Source organism: Asticcacaulis solisilvae, assembly GCF_017875235.1.
GTDB classification, from domain to species: domain Bacteria; phylum Pseudomonadota; class Alphaproteobacteria; order Caulobacterales; family Caulobacteraceae; genus Asticcacaulis; species Asticcacaulis solisilvae_A.
The window spans coordinates 111,423-130,845 of record NZ_JAGGMI010000007.1 but is presented as its reverse complement, the minus strand read 5'-3'; the positions used below and the strand labels follow the sequence as shown (position 1 = coordinate 130,845).

The 19,423-nt window shown below is 62.6% G+C and carries 17 protein-coding genes; 12 read left to right on the top strand and 5 right to left on the bottom strand.

Going from position 1 to position 19,423, the window contains the following annotated elements:
* Positions 1-140 precede the first annotated feature (140 nt).
* Positions 141-641: a hypothetical protein gene (locus J2X24_RS13270; RefSeq protein ID WP_209722336.1), complete on the bottom strand. Its 501-nt coding sequence runs from the start codon at positions 639-641 to the stop codon at positions 141-143.
* A 383-nt stretch (positions 642-1,024) separates the two neighbouring features.
* Here J2X24_RS13270 and sdhC point away from each other — a divergent pair, with 383 nt between their 5' ends.
* From sdhC to J2X24_RS13230, 8 genes are all read left to right on the top strand, one after another.
* Positions 1,025-1,429, top strand: a complete 405-nt coding sequence (sdhC, locus tag J2X24_RS13265; RefSeq protein WP_209722333.1) for a succinate dehydrogenase, cytochrome b556 subunit — start codon at positions 1,025-1,027, stop codon at positions 1,427-1,429.
* On the top strand, positions 1,426-1,827 hold the full coding sequence (gene sdhD / locus J2X24_RS13260; RefSeq protein ID WP_209722331.1) for a succinate dehydrogenase, hydrophobic membrane anchor protein: 402 nt from the start codon (positions 1,426-1,428) through the stop codon (positions 1,825-1,827). The genes sdhC and sdhD overlap by 4 nt, the downstream gene beginning before the upstream one ends.
* Complete coding sequence (sdhA, locus tag J2X24_RS13255) at positions 1,828-3,621, top strand: succinate dehydrogenase flavoprotein subunit (protein ID WP_209722326.1); 1,794 nt, start codon at positions 1,828-1,830, stop codon at positions 3,619-3,621.
* A gap of 1 nt (position 3,622) precedes the next feature.
* Complete coding sequence (locus J2X24_RS13250) at positions 3,623-4,399, top strand: succinate dehydrogenase iron-sulfur subunit (RefSeq protein WP_209722324.1); 777 nt, start codon at positions 3,623-3,625, stop codon at positions 4,397-4,399.
* A gap of 180 nt (positions 4,400-4,579) precedes the next feature.
* Entirely contained in the window at positions 4,580-4,900 is a 321-nt protein-coding gene (locus J2X24_RS13245; RefSeq protein WP_209722322.1) for a 2Fe-2S iron-sulfur cluster-binding protein, read from the top strand.
* 154 nt (positions 4,901-5,054) lie between these two features.
* Positions 5,055-6,500, top strand: a complete 1,446-nt coding sequence (locus J2X24_RS13240; RefSeq protein ID WP_209722319.1) for a hypothetical protein — start codon at positions 5,055-5,057, stop codon at positions 6,498-6,500.
* Positions 6,501-6,659: 159 nt separating this feature from the next.
* Positions 6,660-8,099 carry a cell envelope integrity protein CreD gene (gene creD, locus J2X24_RS13235; RefSeq protein ID WP_209722316.1) on the top strand — a complete coding sequence of 480 codons (1,440 nt, stop codon included), beginning with the start codon at positions 6,660-6,662 and terminating at the stop codon, positions 8,097-8,099.
* A 54-nt stretch (positions 8,100-8,153) separates the two neighbouring features.
* Positions 8,154-9,248, top strand: a complete 1,095-nt coding sequence (locus J2X24_RS13230) for an HPP family protein (RefSeq protein ID WP_209722312.1) — start codon at positions 8,154-8,156, stop codon at positions 9,246-9,248.
* Here the strand turns inward: J2X24_RS13230 and J2X24_RS13225 are convergent.
* On the bottom strand, positions 9,245-11,662 hold the full coding sequence (locus tag J2X24_RS13225) for a PAS domain-containing sensor histidine kinase (protein ID WP_209722309.1): 2,418 nt from the start codon (positions 11,660-11,662) through the stop codon (positions 9,245-9,247). The genes J2X24_RS13230 and J2X24_RS13225 overlap by 4 nt on opposite strands.
* Positions 11,663-11,811: 149 nt before the next feature.
* On the opposite strand from J2X24_RS13225, the gene J2X24_RS13220 reads away from it, so the two are divergent.
* Positions 11,812-12,381, top strand: a complete 570-nt coding sequence (locus tag J2X24_RS13220) for a hypothetical protein (RefSeq protein ID WP_209722306.1) — start codon at positions 11,812-11,814, stop codon at positions 12,379-12,381.
* A 122-nt stretch (positions 12,382-12,503) separates the two neighbouring features.
* Here J2X24_RS13220 and J2X24_RS13215 read toward each other — a convergent pair whose 3' ends face one another.
* Together J2X24_RS13215 and J2X24_RS13210 are read right to left on the bottom strand one after the other, a co-directional pair.
* The gene (locus J2X24_RS13215) at positions 12,504-13,040 is read right to left on the bottom strand and encodes an ActR/PrrA/RegA family redox response regulator transcription factor (protein WP_209722738.1); all 537 of its coding nucleotides are present in this window, start codon (positions 13,038-13,040) and stop codon (positions 12,504-12,506) included.
* Between the two features lie 66 nt (positions 13,041-13,106).
* Positions 13,107-14,489: an ActS/PrrB/RegB family redox-sensitive histidine kinase gene (locus J2X24_RS13210; protein ID WP_209722303.1), complete on the bottom strand. Its 1,383-nt coding sequence runs from the start codon at positions 14,487-14,489 to the stop codon at positions 13,107-13,109.
* Between the two features lie 56 nt (positions 14,490-14,545).
* Here J2X24_RS13210 and J2X24_RS13205 point away from each other — a divergent pair, with 56 nt between their 5' ends.
* The 3 genes from J2X24_RS13205 to J2X24_RS13195 all read left to right on the top strand — a co-directional run bounded on the left by J2X24_RS13205 (position 14,546) and on the right by J2X24_RS13195 (position 17,293).
* Entirely contained in the window at positions 14,546-15,163 is a 618-nt protein-coding gene (locus J2X24_RS13205; protein WP_209722299.1) for an SCO family protein, read from the top strand.
* A 158-nt stretch (positions 15,164-15,321) separates the two neighbouring features.
* Positions 15,322-16,572, top strand: a complete 1,251-nt coding sequence (locus J2X24_RS13200) for a polyhydroxyalkanoate depolymerase (protein ID WP_209722296.1) — start codon at positions 15,322-15,324, stop codon at positions 16,570-16,572.
* The gene (locus J2X24_RS13195) at positions 16,556-17,293 is read left to right on the top strand and encodes a M48 family metallopeptidase (protein WP_209722294.1); all 738 of its coding nucleotides are present in this window, start codon (positions 16,556-16,558) and stop codon (positions 17,291-17,293) included. Before J2X24_RS13200 ends, J2X24_RS13195 begins: the two co-directional genes overlap by 17 nt.
* Positions 17,294-17,321: 28 nt before the next feature.
* Here the strand turns inward: J2X24_RS13195 and J2X24_RS13190 are convergent, their stop codons facing one another.
* Positions 17,322-19,376, bottom strand: coding sequence for a transglycosylase domain-containing protein (locus tag J2X24_RS13190; RefSeq protein WP_209722291.1), 2,055 nt, complete (start codon positions 19,374-19,376; stop codon positions 17,322-17,324).
* Positions 19,377-19,423 lie beyond the last annotated feature (47 nt).

Here is a 19,423-nt window from a genome sequence, read left to right as displayed (position 1 = left end):
CTATCAAACGAATGTCATCAGACGCTAGAGCGATATGGCGAAAAGTGCCAAGATGCGTTTTTTGGGGTTTTCGCCTTAAATATCGCGACAAAACAAAAAACTTAGGTCGGTATGATGTTTCCACTTAAAATCATACCGATCTAGCGCACCACGGCGCGCGACATGACGACCGGCACCTTGCGGCCGGCCACATCCATCAGGGTGCCGCGCCAGCGGCTTTCGGTCTCTTTGCGCAAGTGCAGGATGGTCGGCGAGCGGGCGCGACCCTGGAAGTAGTTGACTTCCATCTCGTTGCCGATCAGGCTGATGTCGGAGACAAAACCGGTCTCGTTCAGGCCCAGGCCGGCCGTCATCGACCGCCACGCGCCTTCCAGGCGGCCACGGACGCCTCCTTCGTTGCGCAGTTCCAGCCCGATCAGCTTACGGCCGTCCGCGTTGGCGACCTCCCAGGAGCCTTCCATCTGGCCGACCTTCGACGAATAGGCGGACAGGATGGTGGAGTCGTAACGCGCCTCGGCGTCGCTCTTGGGGCCTTCATAATCGCGGGAATAGGCCTCGACGCTGACCGCGCCGGACTCAGGAGTCTGAGGTGCGCCATCCTGACCCAGCAGGGCGGCCGCCATAAGCAAAACAGAAAACACGTCTACATCACCTGTCAGGAATAGGTTCGAATGATGCCCCTGAGACACGGAACCGCGCGCGGCATTACCGTATTATTAGGCATATGCGCCCGTCCCTTAAGAATTCATTCACCTGACAAGTGAACAACAGGAATTTGTCGAAGCTTTGACGTTTGGCCCGGCACCCATGGCTGCTCGCCTTATCCGCGTGTGGTTACGCCAGCAATTGAGAACCTGTCGCAAACGCATAACCGATAAGGCAAAAAGACCCTTTCAAGGGCATTGCTTTATTGACATGACACCCTTTGGGCTTAAAAAGGCCCCGACTTTGTCGCCCGGTAACATACCGGTCACACAGATTTTATAGTTCGTCGCTTAAAACCTTCGGGTCCAGGGCTCTGCACATGTCCAACACCACGCCACCGCGGCCGCTTTCCCCCCACCTTCAGATCTGGCGCTGGCATGTCACCATGCTCAGCTCGATCCTGCACCGTGTGACCGGTTCGGCATCGGTGGCCGGCATCGTCCTGATCGCCGCCTGGCTGATCTGTCTGGCGCTGGGACGCGAAACCTACACGGTGTTCCTGCAATATGCCGCATCGCCGCTGGGCCTGCTGGTCTGGTTCGGCCTCAGCCTGGCCGGTTTCGTCCACCTGACCGGCGGCCTGCGCCACCTGATCTGGGACCTGGGGCTCAGCTTCAAGCCCAAGGACGCCGACACACTGGCGACCTGGACCATGCTGCTGGGCGTCGCCCTGACCATCGCCTTCTGGGCGGTTCTGTTCACTTCGGGAAAGGTCGCGCTGTGAGCACCAAGGAAGCCCTCGCCAAGAACGACGCTTCGACCCGTTCGGCACAAAGCTGGAAAAAATCCGAAAAGCACGGCGCCGGAGAATGGCTGGCCGAACGCTTTACCTCGCTGGCCCTGATCCCGCTGACCCTGTGGGCGGCCTGGGGCGCCTGGCAGATCGCCGGAGGCGGCTTTGACGCTGCTCTCGCCTTCGTCAGGAACCCGTTCAACATGGCCGCCATCGCGGTCAGCATCGTCCTGGCGGTCTGGCACATGTATATGGGCGTAAAGGTCATCATCGATGACTACCTGCAAGGTCCGATGCGCGGCGTCTGCATCTTCCTCACCTTTCTCCTGAGCGTCGCTGTCCTGTTCGGCAGCCTCGGCGCGCTCTATCTCGTGTATCAGGGGGCGTAAATGGCTGCCGGCAAGTACAATATCATCAACCACGAATATGACGTGGTCGTCGTCGGCGCCGGTGGCTCCGGTCTGCGCGCCGCACTCGGTGCCGGTCAGGCCGGTCTCAAGACCGCCTGCATCACCAAGGTCTTCCCGACACGGTCACACACGGTCGCGGCCCAGGGCGGCGTCGCCGCAAGCCTCGGCAATATGGGCGAGGACAAGTGGGAATGGCACATGTACGACACCGTCAAGGGGTCGGACTGGCTGGGTGACCAGGACGCCATCGAATATCTGGTGCGCAACGCGCCCAAGGCCGTCTACGAACTCGAACACTGGGGCGTGCCCTTCTCGCGTACTGAGGATGGCAAGATCTATCAGCGTCCGTTCGGCGGCATGACCAAGAACTTCGGTGAAGGCCCGGTCCAGCGCACCTGCGCCGCCGCCGACCGCACCGGCCACGCCATGCTGCACACCCTGTACGGCCAGTCGGTGCGCAACAATGTCGAATTCTTCATCGAGCACTTCGCCCTCGACCTGATCATGGATGACGGCACCTGCCGTGGCGTCACCACCTGGCAGCTCGACAACGGCGACATCCACGTCTTCCGCGCTCACCTGGTCATCCTGGCGACCGGCGGTTATGGCCGCGCCTACTTCTCGGCGACCTCGGCCCACACCTGCACCGGCGACGGCAATGCCATGGTGCTGCGCGCCGGCCTGCCGCTGCAGGACATGGAGTTCGTGCAGTTCCACCCTACCGGCATCTACGGTTCGGGCTGCCTGATCACCGAAGGGGCGCGCGGCGAAGGCGGCTACCTGACCAACTCGGCGGGTGAGCGCTTCATGGAACGCTACGCACCGTCGGCCAAGGACCTGGCGTCGCGCGACGTTGTCTCGCGTTCGATGACCATGGAAATTCGCGAAGGCCGCGGCGTCGGTCCCAAGAAGGACCACATCCACCTGCACCTCGACCACCTGCCGCCGGAAATCCTGCACAAGCGTCTGCCGGGCATCTCGGAAAGCGCCAAGATCTTCGCCGGCGTCGACGTGACCAAGGAGCCGATCCCTGTCATCCCGACCGTCCACTACAATATGGGCGGCATCCCGACCAATTATCACGGCGAAGTCCTGACCAAGAAGGGCGACAATCCCGACACCGTCGTGCCGGGCCTGATGGCCGTCGGCGAAGCGGCCTGCGTGTCGGTGCACGGCGCCAATCGCCTGGGCTCCAACTCGCTGATCGACCTGGTCGTGTTTGGCCGCGCCGCCGGCCTGCGGTCCAAGGAACTGGTCCAGCCGAACACGCCGCACAAGACGCTGCCGGCCTCAGCCGTCGATGCCCACCTCGATCGCCTCGACAGCTTCCGCAATGCCTCGGGTGGCACGCCGACCGCTGTCCTGCGTGACAAGATGCAGGCCGCCATGCAGGCTGACGCCGCCGTCTTCCGCACCGGTGAGACCCTGGAACAAGGCTCCAAGAGCTTGACCGCTATCTTTAAAGAGTCCGACTATATCGGCATCAAGGATCGCGGCATGATCTGGAACACCGACCTGGTCGAAGCGCTGGAATACGACAACCTGATTTCGCAGGCCGTCGTCACCGTTGACTCGGCGCTGAACCGGAAAGAGAGCCGCGGCGCTCACGCCCGCGAGGACTTCCCGAACCGCAACGACGACGAGTGGATGAAGCACACCCTGACCTGGATCGACCTGAAGTCGGGCGTCACCACCATCGACTACCGTCCGGTCCACACCTACACCATGACCAACGACATCGCGTACATCGCGCCCAAGGCACGGGTCTATTAAAATGGTTGAGTTAACCCTCCCCAAGAATTCGAAGATCAAAAAAGGCAAGACGTACAAGGCCGCCAAACGGACCAGGACGACGCGCACCTACAAGATCTATCGCTTCGACCCGGCGACTGGCGAGAACCCCAGCTGGGACACCTATGAAGTGGATTCGGCCGACCACGGCCCGATGCTGCTGGACAGCCTGATCCACATCAAGAACACGATCGACTCGACGCTCAGCTTCCGCCGGTCGTGCCGCGAAGGCATTTGCGGTTCGTGCGCCATGAATATCGGCGGCCGCAACACCCTGGCCTGCATCAAGGGCCACGACGAGTTCTCTGGCGACATCACCATCGCGCCACTGCCGCACATGCCGGTCGTCAAGGACCTGGTGCCGGACCTGACGGGCTTCTACAATCAGTATGCTTCGATCGAGCCGTACCTGCAGTCGAAGACGCCCGATCCGGAAAAAGAACGCCTGCAGACGCCGAAGAACCGCGACAAGCTGGACGGCCTCTATGAGTGCATCCTGTGCGCCTGCTGCTCGACCTCGTGCCCCAGCTACTGGTGGAACCAGGACAAGTACCTCGGCCCGGCGGCCCTGCTGCAATCTTATCGCTGGCTGGCCGACAGCCGCGACGAGAACACCAAGGAACGCCTGGAAGCGCTGGAAGACCCCTTCAAGCTCTATCGCTGCCACACCATCATGAACTGCGCGCAGGTCTGCCCGAAGGGCCTCAATCCCGCGAAGGCTATCGCGGAAATCAAAAAGATGATGCCGGCCAAGGGCTAACCCTCCATTCCTTTTCCTTCCCTGCGCAGCGGGGAGGGGGGACCGAAGGCGGTGGGAGGGGCATCCCCCTTCCGTCATTTGCTTGCGCAAATGCCCATGGCTTGCGAAAGCTATACTTTCGCTGTCGCCAAACCCACGAAACGGGTAAGGAAGACAGTCATTTACTGCTAAAGACCTTCCATGCCCAAGATCACCTATATCGAACATAACGGCAAAGAACACACGATCGAGGTCAAGGTCGGCCAGAGCGTCATGGAAGGCGCCGTCAAGAGCAACATTCCGGGCATCGATGCCGACTGCGGTGGCGCCTGCGCCTGCGCCACCTGTCACGTCTATGTCGACGAGGCCTGGACGGATAAGACCGGCACTGCCTCGGTCATGGAAGAATCCATGCTCGACTTCGCCCAGGAGCTTCAGCCGACCTCGCGCCTGTCGTGCCAGATCATCGTCAAGGACGATCTCGACGGCCTGATCGTCCGCATGCCGGCGGACCAGCACTAGGCGCGTCCCACGCACCCTGATTGTGTTGACATTCGCGGCCTGTGCCGTTCAAATGTCTCTGCTTTGTATGCGGTCCGGCGAGCCGCGGGCGTTCAGTGACAATCAGACGTGACAGGCGCCGTTGCAGCAAACGCAACGGGAAACAGGGGCGAACATGGCGACCATACCAACACTCAACGCATGGCTGGAATCGACCAAGCTGGGGTGGAACCAACCCCGCAGCAGCGAAATGAAGGCTATCGACAAAGCCATCGACGCCTACTGGAAAGGCGGCGGCGGCGCGTCTCCAGGTGTGGCCGCAAATCTCCGCAATATCCGTCTGGCGCTGGAAGCCTGGAAGAAGGCGAAGGGCGCCGCCTGGGAAAGCTCCGATCGCAACAAGCCACCTGCAAGGCCCATATCGGCGCTCGACCAGGCCCTGAAGTCTGCGGCGACCGCGGGTCTGTCGCCGGAAGAAAAGGCCGCGCTCGACTACATTGCCCAGGACCGCGAACGCCGTATCCGCCAGGTCTTTGCACATGCCCAGATCAACCTGCGCATCATGGACATCCAGCACCAGGTCCGGACCGTATCCGCCGATCTGAGAGCCGCCGTCGACGCCAATTATGCCGGCGACAAGGAGAAGGCCAAGCGCAACCAGAAACAGGCGGTCCTGCACGCCAAGGCCTATCAGGCGGGCAACCAAAAGATCGTCAAGGAAGTAAACCAGGTCAAGACCGCGACGACACAGGCCGTGACGGAAGCCGGCAACCTGGGCAAGGAAAGCGCCAAGGAAGCCGCAAAAGCCGCTTTCAGTTCACAGATCGATGAAATCCGCGCCGCCTTGACGGAACTGTTCGGCGAACCGGTGCGCGATGTCATGGCCTTTCTGCGCAACCTGCTGCTTGAGAACGGCATGGGCAGCCTGCTCGAAGTGGCGGAAAAGATCGCCGACATGCTGCCCTTGCTGTCGCTGATTTCTGGCGGCGTCAAGGCGCTCGTCTCCGCCGGCAAGGCAGTATACAGGGCCTATCAGCAATATAGTTTCGGCACACACGCCATAGCGATCGAACCGGGCGCACCGGCCAAGGCATTCGAGGCGGTACAGACCCTGTTGAAGCGCGACACCATGGACGCGCTTGCCAAGGCGGCTATCGACGGTGCTCAGTTTGCCGCCAACGCCGCTTTGACGGCGGCGCACGGTGTTGGCTCCGCGTTGTCGCCTGTCGTCTCAGCCGCCGGCGCCGCGGCCAATGCCATCCGCGTCATCACAATGTTCGCCATCAAGATCCGCGAGACGCTGCGCATTCGCCGGCTGCTGAAGAGCCCGGAAAAACTCGACGCCAGCGTCTTCCAGAAGGCGCCGTTGATGGGCGCTTACATGCTGGTCTGCTCCAACACTTCGGATATTGTCGCCTTCTGGTATGAAACCTTTGGCGCGCAAGGCTGGATGGATAGTGTCGAGGAAATGGTCAAGAAACACATCGATCCCGTGCTGAATACCTGTCAGCGCTATATCCAGGCCTCACCGTTTATCATTACCGGCGTGCCCCTCCACCGGTCGGCCTACGGCAACTCGATGGGCAACAAGGTATTGGCCAAGGTTGCGGGGAAATTTTAACCTGACGAGAAGCATAGATAGGCAGCGCCGCCGCAAGGCGGCGTCCGTCATTTAAGTATAGTGATTCATTTTTGAACATTGTTCAAATTTAAGCCACAAAGTCGCCATATCCTCCGGGCGCGGCCAATCTCGGCCGTCTTTTATCCTGCTGGGGATGATATGACCGATACTGTTTCAACGCCCTATCCCGACGACACGCCGCCTTCGCGCCGCCCCATCGTCAATCGTTCCAAGGGCACCAAGCTGATCATCGTCTGCGTGCTGGCCGTGCTGATGGCCATACCGGCCCTGCTCGTCTGGGGCCTATTGCTGGAACGCACCCACCGCGCCGAAACCGTGGCCCAGGAAATAGGTGGGCTGGTCGGCGGACCACAGACCTTCATGGGGCCGGTCATCAGCGTGCCCTATGTCGTGCCGCGACGCGAAGTCATCGACGACCAGGGCCGCAAGTCGACGGTCGACGGCCGCACGGGCGCCCTGATCGTTTTCCCGGTGACGGGCAAGGTCACGGCCAGGACGAAAAGCGAAGTCCGCTCGCGCTCGCTGTTCCGCGTGCCGGTCTACACCAGCGACATGGCCTTCGACGCCCATTTCGACTTCTCGGCCGCCACCGCCGAAGCACCCGCCGGCGCGGTGCTGCAGTGGGACAAGGCGGAACTTCTGACCGGCGCCAGCGACTCACGCGGCGCCCGCAGCGATATCGCCGCCAACATCGGAGGCGCATCTACCATTTTGGCGCCTGCCAAGACCGGCCGCCAAAGCTTCAGCGGCGAGCGGTCGGGCTCGCTCGACCTCGACATGTTCGCCGCGCCCACCGCCATCTCGCCCGAGACGCCCATCGATGTCAGCGTGCGCATGACCTTTACCGGCGCGCAGGAGATCGCCTTCCTGGCCTTCGCCAAGTCGACCGACGCGTCGATCACCGGCGACTGGAACTATCCGTCCTTCGGCGGCGGCTTCCTGCCCGTGACGCGCGCCCTGCCGCGCGACGCGACCACGGCACCAAACTCCGGAGAGGTTGTCCTGAAAAAGGGCTTCCGCGCCGAATGGAAGATCCCCTTCATCGCCCGCGGCCTGCCGGCCGTCACCGACGCCAGCACCTTCGCGTCGCTCGGCAAGTCGGCCGTGTCGGTCAGCTTCGTCGAGCCGACCAATCCGTACAAGAGCGTCGGCCGCTCGCTGAAATATGCCCTGCTGTTCGTCGGCCTCGTCTTCCTGACCTATTTCGTCTTTGAAAGCACCGGTCGCGCCAAAAAGGAACTGCACCCGGCACAATATATCCTGGTGGGACTGGCGCAGATCACCTTCTACCTGCTGCTGCTGTCGTTTGCCGAACGCATCGGCTTTGACGCCGCGTTTGCGGTGGCGGCGACGGCGACTGTCGTGCTGATCTCGGGCTATGCCGGCCTGATCTTCGCCAGCCTGTGGCGCTTCATCGGCGCACTGGTCGCCTTCAGCCTGCTCTATGGCCTGATCTACATCCTGATGCGGCTCGAGGACTATGCGCTGCTGGTCGGCGCGGTATCCGCCTTCATCGTCATCGCCTCGGTGATGCTGCTGACGCGCAACATCAACTGGTACGCCAATCGCAGCGAATAGGGTTGAACCGGTGGATAATGCATCCTAAGCATTATCCACCGGATTCATTTACCTATGTCCCTGTCTCTTAAAGCCTATCTGCCCCGCCCCATGGCCGTCAGCACGACCGAACGCATTCGTGCGGCAACGGGCGGCGCCGTCGGCATAGCTGTCACCGCATTTATCAGCCTGGCGATCGCGAGTTCGATGGGCTTGTCGCCGTGGCTGGTCGCGCCCTTGGGCGCCAGCGCCGTGCTGGTCTTCGCCGTGCCGTCCTCGCCCCTGGCCCAGCCGTGGTCGGTCGTCGGTGGCAATACGGTTTCGGCGCTGGTCGGTCTTATGATGTGCAACCTGATTCCGGACCCGGTGGTTGCCGCGTCGCTGGCCGTCGGCTGCGCCATCGGCGCCATGTTCGCCACGCGCTGCCTGCATCCGCCGGGCGGCGCCATGGCGCTCCTGGTCGTGCTGACGGATACCAAGGCCTGGGAATTCGCCCTCTTCCCGGCGCTGACCAATTCCGTGCTGCTGGTCGCCGTCGGCGTCGCCTATAACAGCTTGACCAAGAAGGCCTATCCGCATCTGGTGGCGACCGCGCCGGCCGCGACGCCGTCTGGCCTGATGCGCATCAGCGAAGCCGACCTGGCCCTGGCGCTCGCCGAAGAGGACGAGGCCCAGGTCATCGCCCCAGATACGCTGAGCCGCATCCTGGAACGCAGTGAGGTCCGCGCCTGGCAGCGCATGGCTGGCAATAAGACCTGCGCCGGCATCATGACATCGCCCGTGCACACCGCCCATTTCGGCAGCCACCTGCGCGATGTCTGGACCATGTTCCAGACCTACGACATCAAGGCCGTGCCTGTGATCGACCGCAAGCACCGCGTCCACGGTATCGTCACGCCGGCCATGATCGAGGCCGAGGCTGAAAAGCACGGCGGGCTGAAGGCCATGCTGGCGCCCAGGGGCACGGCCCATTCCGAAATGCCGGAAGCCGCCGTCCAGGTCATGAGCGAAGATTATGTCACGGCCCGTGTCGATGATCCGCTCGACGGACTTATGCCACTGTTCTCAAAGGGCGACCGCCGCCACGTCCTGGTGCTGGATGCGGATCGCAGGCTGGTTGGCATAATCAGCACATCGGACCTGATGCGCGCGGTCTTCCACGCGGCTTAAGCCACATCCTCGACGTCGCCGCCGTCTTCGAGGGTATCGACGATGCTGAGCGGCTCCGGCGTGTGCGCAGGTGCCGGCACGCCCTGCCCGGCGCGGCTCTGGTTCGGCAGGTGGATCTTGAAGCTGGCGCCTTCGGTCGGCTCGGACTCAAGCGTGATCCAGCCATCGTGCAACTCGACCAGCGCCTTGACCAGCGCCAGGCCCAGGCCCGGGCCACCGCGTTCGCGGCCGACGTAGCGGTCGAAGATGTGTGCCTGGACGTGATAAGGTATGCCGCGGCCGGCATACGAAACCTCGAGCTCGAGGATATCGCCCTGCTTGTTGGCCTTGAGGTTGACAGTACTGCCCGAGGCGGCGTTGCGGATGGCGTTGCCAAGCAGGTGGTCGAGGCACTGGCCCAGGCGGCGCGCATCGACATGGACGGTGTCCGCCTCCAGCACGCCCTCATAGTCAAACCTGACGCCGCGCGCCTTGAACATCTCGGCCTGGCGCGTGCCCGATTCCACGACGATGTCGAACAGGCGGACATCGGCCGGCGCGACCGACATTTCGCCGGCGTCGATCTGCGCCATGTCGAGCACGTCATCGATCGAGCGCGCCAGTTCCTGGGCGGCCGACTGGATCGATTCCAGGAAGGCCTTCTGCTTGGTATCCTGGCCCTTGTTCTGGGCGTGCAGCAGGTCGGCATAGCCGACGATCGTCGTCAGCGGCGTGCGCAGTTCGTAGGAGACATTGGCGACGAAGTCGCGCTTCAGGCGGACCGACTCGTTCAGCGCCTCATCGCGCGCGTCGATGGCCTTTTCCAGCTGGCGCGTGGCGGTAATGTCGGAAAACGCCACCAGCGTCGCGCCGTCCGGCAGGGGCTGGGTCCGCCACTGCGCCAGGCGGCCGTCCGAGATGCGAATTTCGCCCAGTTGCGGGGCGCGCGCCAGAGGATCGGTGTCGGTAACGCGGGCCTTCAGCTCGGACCAGAAGCTGCGATCGTGGACCAAAGGCAGGCACAGTTCGGCGACCTGGCCGAAATCCATGACCGGGTTGATGTCGTCGCTGCCCAGTTCCCAGAACTTGTCGAACGACTGGTTGCGCAGCCGCAGGCGCCCGTCGCTGCCGAAGACGATGACCGCGTCGTTCAGCTGGTCGAGCGTCGACTTCTGCACCTGGATCAGCGAGTTGAACTGGGCCTTCAGCTTCAGTTCGCCGGTCTTGTCGCTGAACAGCAGAAGCAGGCCGCCTAACGGGTGCGGCTGGCGCACCACGCGCATCGAACGGCCATCCGGCAGGGTCCACATCTCGTCGGCCGCCGTCTGGGTCAGTCCGTAGAATTCCAGCTCACGCGTCTTGAAAGCGCTATAGTCCGAGGTTTCCGGCAGGCGCCGCTTCTGGCGCAGGCGGTCGAGCCATTCGCCATGGGTCGGACGTTCGGCCAGCCACGCCGGCTCCAGTTCCCACAGCTTCTCGAAGGCACGATTGTGGAAGGTGAGCTGCTTTTCCGGGCCGAAGATGGCGACGGCGTCTTCGAGCGCGTCCAGCGTCTCGTCGTGCGCCTTGGCGTGGCGCTTCAGCGCTTCGCGGCTTTCTTCGGCCTCGGTGACGTCGATGGCGTAGGCGGAGGTATAGGCGTCGTTGAGCGGCTCGGCGATAATATGGAACGAGCGACGCTGGCCATTGACCGTGATCCAGCGAAAGCCTTCGCGGCGCGCGTGACCGCTGACGGCCTCTTCCACCAGGGCGTCGGCGCTGCGGTCGAGCGTGGCATTGGTCTTCAGCGCCTCTTCGAGCGTCGCCGTCTCGGTCGCCTTCAGGAAGGCGGCATTGGCCCAGACGATACGGCCGTCGCGGGCGCAAATCCAGCTGGGCGCCGGCAGGTGTTCGGCCATCTGGGCGAACGGTCCCGACGACAGCGAGGCCTTGGCGCCGGCGATGGCCAGGCGGATCCACGCCGTGGCGCCGGACGACTTGCCTTCGACGACCAGGGTGACGCCGGCGGGCGCGCTGACAAAGGTGCCCGCGCCTTCGGCAAAGACTTCGAAACGGCACGAGCGGCCTTCGGAGATCAGGTTTTTCAGGCCCAGTGCTGCTTCCGGCGAGGTTTCGCCGAGCGCTTCGACCACGCGCGGCGCCAGTTCACTGTCTTTGGCGTTCTTCAGGCCCAGGGCCTCGGCGCATTGTTTCAGGGTGTCGTCGCCCCAGACCAGCCGGACGGCATCGCCTTCAACGGCAAGGAAGGCCTCATCGAAGGCCGAGGTGGCGGCATCGAGTTCACTTAAGGTCACGTCGCGCATGGCCAGGTCGGCGCGCAGCGCTTCGCGCGCAACCGTCGTGCGCTTGCGCAAGCGCCACGCCAGGTAGGTGGTGGAGAGCGCAAGCGCCATGGCTCCCGCTGCCGCCGTATAGGCTATTGACTCCATGGCCATGAAAGCGTCCGCCAGTACTCGTCCGAATCAACTTGATCCTTCACTATAAATCAACTTCCCTGACAAGACTGGAAAAAAGAAAACCGCGATTGCGTGTCTCCGGTCACGGGGGTAGGATGCAGCGGATCAAATCATGAACATTGGTAATCATGACCTTGCCCCTTTATCCTGTCGCTTCTGATGGCCACGCCGCCCTTGCCCAGCTGAGGCAGGGCGACGGCGTCCGCTTTGCGCGTGAAAAGGAGGCCGAGAAGGCGGCGAACGGCCGGGTCGATTTCGTCACCCAGTCGATCGGGCCGCTCTACGACAGCGAAGACGAGGCGCGGAAGGCCTATGCTTCGGTGCTGGACGACAGCCGGGTCTGCGTCCTGACGTGCAGGCGCAAGTCGCCTCCGCCGGCCAGACGTGCTTCAACGGAGCCCGTGCTGGAAAACGGCGTACGTTGGCCGAAGGCGCCCATGCCGGTGGACAGTGTATGGCAGCTGTCGATCAGCTACTGGAAGCCCGCACCTGTGGGGCGCACGGTGAAAGGCGAGGCGCCGGAAGGCCAGGCGCGTCGCTTGCGCAAGACCGCCAAGGGTCAAGAGCTGACGCGTGAGCAGATCCTGGCGCTTATGGACACGCCGATGGCGGCGGCTCGCCCGCAGAAGTCCTTGGACTTTGGGTTGTTCGATTTTATTCCGCCGGATAATCCGGACATCGTGATTGCCGACGAGTAGCTCTGAAATTCAAGATGACGAGGCGAAAATCGTTAGCTTCCGAGAAACGGAGCGGAGCGTACTTGAGTACGTAAGCACCGTATCGCAGGAAGATGACGATTTGCAGCCCGTCAGGTTGGATTTCACTTTGGGGCGCGCTTGGCCAGAATGCGTTGTAATGTCCGGCGGTGCATATTCAGCCGCCGCGCCGTTTCAGACACGTTCTGTCCGCAAAGAGCGTAGACACGTTGGATATGCTCCCAGCGCACGCGGTCGGCTGACATCGGATTTTCCGGCGGCGGTGGCGCGTGGTCCTCGACCACCAGCAGCGCCTTGACGACGTCGTCGGCATCGGCAGGTTTGGAAAGATAGTCGATGGCGCCCGACTTGACCGCCGCGACCGCCGTGGCGATATTGCCGTAGCCCGTCAGCATGATGGCGCGGGCGTCCGGGCGCTTCTTGTTCAGCGCCTCGACCGCCTTCAGGCCATTGCCGTCTTCCAGGCGCATGTCCATGACCGCAAAAGCCGGTGGTGTCTTCTCGATGATATCGAGCGCTTCGTGGACGCTTTCGGCCATGGTGACTGCGAAGCCGCGCGTTTCAAGGGCGCGCGCCAGCCGGTTGCGAAACGGCGCGTCGTCGTCCATCAGCAATAGCGACTTATCTGCGAGTTCACTCATGCGGGCAGAGATCGCCGCAGCGAGATTGTCGGTTTGGTGCGGATCGTCACTCATGACCTATGTCCTTCAAACATCTATCGATAAGATATCCACGGGTTCGCGCCGCCACAAGGCCCGCACATAAGCGCCTCCCTCTTCGCGGTTGCCGAAAGTGACCGTGGCGCCGGTATGTTCGCACAGGGTCTTGGCAATAAAAAAGCCCAGCCCCATGCCGGAATGGCTTTGCCCGGCAGCCTTTCCGGCCGGTAGCTCATCGTCCTCGCCATAGACGCGCGACGAGATGTAGGGCTCGCCCAGACGCGACAATATGTCCGGCGAAAAGCCGGCGCCGTCGTCCTCGATCGTCAGGCTGACGAAGGAGCGCGTCACGTCGAAGCTCAGAAACACCGTCGTGCGGGCAAAGTCGGTGGCGTTTTCGACAAAGGCCGAGACGGCGTGCAGCCATTCCGGCCGGCGGCGGATGCGCAGGCTATCGGCGTCGCCATCCTCCGACGTCACCGAAATCTCGAACTTGCGGCGGCTGGCGGCATAGGGGGCGGCGGCGGCTTCCAGGAAGGTCTTCAACGGAATTTCGTCATAGACCGAGTCGCGTTGCTCGGGCTTGGTCGACAGCGACTTCAAGATGTCGCGGCAACGCTGGCTCTGCGAAACCAGAAGCTGCGCGTCCTCATAGAGCGGATCGGTGGTTTTCAGGCTGCGCAGCATCTCCTTGGCCACGACCTGGATCGTCCCAAGCGGCGTGCCAAGCTCATGTGCCGCCGCTGCCGCGAGGCCACCGAGCGCGCTCAGGCGATGTTCCTTTTCGAGCACGGCCTGGGTGGCCGACAGGGCCTGCTCCATCTTGGTCGATTCCAGAGCCGCCTGCCAGGCATAGCCGGCGGTAAACGCAATACCGACGATAATGGCGCTTAAGAACCCGTAGCGGTAGATGTCGGGCAGTTCGAAACTTTCGCCCGGAAGCCACGGCAGTTCCAGCGACCAGAAGGCGAGACCGAATGCCGACGCGATGGCCACCCCGATGACCGGCAAGGCAAACCGCGTCGGCAGGTTGGCGGCGGCAACGGTCGCCGGCGCCACCAGCATCAGGCAGAACGGATTGTTGAGCCCACCCGTCACGCCCAGAAGCGCCGTGAGTTGCAGGGCATCGAACGACAGCTGGATCGCCGCCTCCCAGCCGTGCATGCGGTGGGCATTGCGGCGATTGAGGGTCAGGACCAGGTTCAGCCAGGCGCTGGCCATGATGATGGCGAGGCACGTCCATAGCCGGATCTGGAAGCCAAAGACGTAGGCGATCAGCAGGACCATACCCGTCTGCCCCAGGATCGCCAGCCAGCGCAGCAGCACCAGGGTACGCAGGCGCAGGTGGTCGCGGCCTTCGGTCAGGGTCAGGGGTGCGGCATCGTCGCCGTTGAAAAAGGCCTGAAGGCGATTTAGGGTCCGGCCCGACATTCTCTCGTCCCTTGTTTGATTCCGACTTATATCCTGAAGCGACGCCTGTGAAACAGATGACAAAAATACGCATCGGCATCATCGCCGCGGCCTTCGTTCTTCTCGCCGGTCTGGCGGCCTTCAGCTGGTACCAGACCCTGACCGGACCGCGCATGGTGACGAGCGAGATCGATCCCAATGCCCGGCAGTTGGGCGGCGCCTTCATCCTGACCGACCAGAACGGCCGTACGGTCGATGAATCGATCCTGAAGGGCAAGTGGACCGCCGTCTTCTTTGGCTACACCTACTGCCCCGATATCTGCCCGCTGACGCTGCAGTCGCTGGCGCGCACCAAGGCGGCGATGGGCGACAAGGCCAAGGATTTGCAGATTGTTTTTATCTCGGTCGATCCGGCGCGCGACACGCCCGCCAACCTCAAGGCCTATCTGGAAAGCGGCGGCTTCCCCAAGGGCGTTATCGGCCTGACAGGCACGCAAAGTCAGATCGACGCGGTCACCAAGGCCTATGGCGCCACGGCCATAAAAAAAGGCGACGCCGACAGCTACACCTTTAACCATACGTCGATCGTCTACCTGATGGATCCCAAGGGCAATTATAACAGCGTGCTGACCGAGGATCTGCCGCCGGAAAAGAGCGCAAAAATGGTGCGTGAGATCATGCGTTCGCCCTATTAGACAAGGGCCGGAAGGTTTGGCGCGTGAACATCCGGATCAGCGCCCACCACTTATTTTTCGTATGTTGCAGCACAATATAATTTGAACAGCCGTGTAACCATTTGGCAGCACGGCCGTGATAGTGTTAGCTATACGCTCAGTAACCGGTACAGATCCAGATGCTCTACTCCCTGCACGAATATGCCTATTACGGCGCGGCCCCGTTCCGTGCCCTGGCGCAGATGACCCGGGACTTCTGGGGCTCGAAGCTCAACCCGGCTTCGGACACCGCGATCGGCCGCACCCTCTATGCGTCGGCCGAGCTGTTTTCCAACGTCACCAAGCGCTATGGCAAGCCCGAATGGGGCTTCGACAAGGTCGTCATCAACGACAAGGATGTCCGCGTCTCGATCATCCAGGACTGGGACAGCCCCTGGTGCCGCCTGCTGCGTTTCCAGCGCGACAATTCCGACCTGCGCCGCGCCGGCAAGCGCACCGCCGCGCCCGCCGTTCTGATCGTCGCGCCCCTGTCCGGCCACTATGCAACGCTTTTGCGCGGCACGGTCCAGCAGTTCCTGCTCGACCACGACGTCTACATCACCGACTGGGTCAATGCCCGCCAGGTGCCCGTGTTGGAAGGCCGTTTCGACTTTCACTCCTTCATCGACCACATCCGCGACATGCTGACCGTCATCGGCAGCCGCGTCCACGTCGTCGCCGTCTGCCAGCCGGGACCGCCGGTGCTGGCCGCCGCCTGTCTGATGGCTGAGGACAATGATCCCTGCCGGCCGGCCTCGATGACCTTCATGGGCTCGCCGATCGACGCGCGCTTCAACCCGACCGTGACCAACAACCTGGCCCAGGAAAAGCCGTTCACCTGGTTCCGGTCGAACATGATCCATACCGTGCCGCCCCCCTATCCGGGCGTCGGCCGCCGCGTCTATCCGGGCTTCGTCCAGCTCTATTCGTTCATGAGCATGAACGAGGAGCGCCACACCGACGCCCACTGGGAATATTTCAATTCTCTGGTCGAAAACGACGGTGACGGCACGCAGAAGCACCTGGAATTCTACGACGAATACCTGTCGGTGCTGGACCTGACCGAGGAATTCTATCTTCAGACCATCGACCTGGTGTTCCAGAAGTTCGCCTTGCCCAAGGGCGAGCTGATCCACGATGGCCGCGTCGTCGATCTCAAGGCCGTGACCGACGTCGCGCTGATGACGGTCGAAGGCGAGAAGGACGACATTTCCGGCGTCGGCCAGACCCAGGCGGCGCACGCCATGTGTCCGAACATTCCGGACGCCAAGAAGGAACTGTACGTCCAGAAGGGCGCCGGCCACTACGGTGTCTTCAACGGCCGCCGGTTCCGCGACGAGATCTATCCGCGTATCCGCGACTTCATCGCCAAGAATGATGTTCTCGCTTAAACCTAGCGAGACATATGAGCCTGGCCAAAGCCTCGATTTCGGCGACTATACGCTGCGTTTGCGGGTCAATGCCCGCGCGCGCCGCATCTCCCTGCGTATTGACAACAAGACCGGCGACGCCATCGTCACCGCGCCGCGTCCCAAGCATCTGAAGGATGCGGTCGAGTTCGCCCGCACGCGCCACGACTGGATCCTGCAGACTCGGCGCGGACAGGAGCGGCCTCAGCCGTTTGCACCGGGCACCGTGATTTCGATCAAAGGTCATGCCGTGACGCTGGCCGAGCGCAAGGGCGTTATCGCTCCCAAGGCCGAGCAGGCCGAGGACGGGTCGTGGTTGCTCGTCACCAGCGGCGAAGGCGCGACATACGCCAAACGGATCGAACGCTATCTGCGCCAGTTGGCGGCCAAGACGCTTCAGGCGGAAACCGACACGTATGCGGCGCGCTTGGGCGTGACAGGCGTGAAGGTGTCGCTGAATGACCCGAAAGGCCGCTGGGGATCCTGCACGCCCAGCCGCAAGACCATCCGCTACAGCTGGCGGATCGTCATGGCACCGCCGCAGGTGCGACAGTACCTGGTGGCGCATGAGGTGTCGCATCTTCGGCATCCTGACCACAGCCCGGCCTTCTGGAACTGCGTGACGGAAGTCTTTGGCGGGGCGTACAAGCCGCATCGCGACTGGCTGAAGAAGCGCGGACACGAGCTATTCAGGTTTCAGTGAAGTCTGCGGGGCCGCAGGCCCCACGACCTTACTGATTCCCCTGCTGCGCCCGTGAGAACACGTCATCCAGCGACGGGTCCTTCTTCTCGTCCTTGTCTTCCGGGTTCGGGATCGGCTTCATGGTGACGATCGGCGGCAGGCCATTGTCGTTCGCCGCCTGTGACGACTGGACCTGGCCGGCCTGCGTCCCCAAAAGCGCATCGAGCGCGTCCTGGGCGACAGTACCAAGCTGCGAATCCGCCGGACCGACCGGAATCGGGCTGACCTGGATACGGCGCAGCGCCGAACTCATATAGGTCTTCCAGATCGCCGCAGGCGTGCCTGCGCCCGTCACCTTACCCTTCATCACCGTGTTGTCGTCACGGCCGACCCAAACCACCGTGACGAAGCCGCCGGTATAGCCGGCGAACCAGGCGTCGCGATAGTCGCTGGTCGTACCCGTCTTACCGGCAATATCGTAGCCGGAAACATTGGCGCCCGACCCCGTGCCGTGCTGGACGACACCACGCAGCATCTGGTTCATGTAGACCAGCGGCGGGTTGTTGACGACCTGGACACGGCCGCCGTCCTGGTTGGCTTCACGGTACTGGTACAGCAGCTTGCCCTGGGCGGTGCGGATACGGATGATGCCGTGCGCCGTCGCCTTGAAGCCACCATTCGAGAACGGTACGTAAGCCTGAGCCAGCTCAATCGGCGAGACTTCCGACGTCCCCAGCGCCATGGCCGGATCGGTATTGATCTTCGAGGTGATGCCCATGCGGCGGGCGGCGGCGGCCACACGGTCACGGCCGACGTCATTGGCCAGGCGGGCGGCGACCGTATTGGTCGATTGCGCCAGCGCGGTCTGAAGATCGATCAGGCCCATATATTTCTTGGTGTAGTTTTCCGGCGCCCAGTCCCCGATGCTGTAGGGCTCATCGACCACCGGCGTCGTCGGCTGATAGCCGGCTTCCATGGCCGCCAGATAGACGAACGGCTTCCACGAAGACCCCGCCTGACGGAAGGCGTTGGTGGCGCGGTTGAACTGCGAGTCCGCATAGGACACGCCGCCGATCAGGGCGCGGATACGGCCTTCGCCGTCGACCGAGACGACCGCGGCCTGTTCGACACCCTTCTTGGCGTCACGGGCCATGATCTGCTGGACGGCGCGCTCGGCATCGGTCTGGATCGGCAGGTCGAGCGTGGTTTCGACGATCAGGTCTTCCTTGGGCTCGCCGACCAGGCCACGGATGTTCGAGTCAAGCCAGTCGATGAAATATTGGGCGTGCGAGGTCGCCAGCGTCTTTGAGACATTGATCGGCTTGGACAGGGCCGTTTCGTATTCCTCCTGCGTAATGACCTTGTCATCCAGCATTTCCTTGAGGACGATGGTGGCGCGCTTGCCGGCGCGCTCCTTGTCCGACAGCGGCGAATAGGAATTCGGCGCCTTCATCAGGCCGGCCAGCATGGCCGCTTCGCCGACGCTGAGGTCCTTGGCTTCCTTGTTGAAGTAGCGCTGGGCGGCCGCTTCGATGCCATAGGCGCCGCCGCCGAAATAGACGCGGTTGAGGTAGAGGCCGAGGATTTCCTTCTTGGTGAACTTGTGCTCCAGCCAAACGGCGAGCATCAGTTCCTGAACCTTGCGCTTGACGTTCTGGTTGGCGCTGAGGAACAGGTTGCGGGCCAGCTGCTGGGTGATGGTCGAGCCACCGGCCAGGTTGGCGCCCTTTTTCTTCCCCATGTTGCGCACGACGGCGCGGCCCATGCCCATTGGATCGAAGCCGATATGGTGGAAAAAGCGCTTGTCCTCGATGACCACGAAGGCCATGGGCACATAGTGCGGCAGTTCGGTGACGTCGACCGGCGGCGCATACTGGCTGCCGCGCACGGCGATCAGGGCGCCGGACCGGTCAAGATAAGTGATCGAGGGCTGGCGCTCGGTCTTGTAGAGCGACGACGTGTCAGGGAGATCAAGGGCCATGACCCCCAGGAAGACGACGCCGAACATGACCATCCAGATCAGTCCCACGGTTCCCCAGTACAACACGGCCTGCAGCGGTGAACGGCCGCCTTTTCCCGCACCCGGGAACTTGCCCATAGCCATAATTATGTATTCCTCACTGAAATGGCCGTCATCCGCTAGGCCAAACC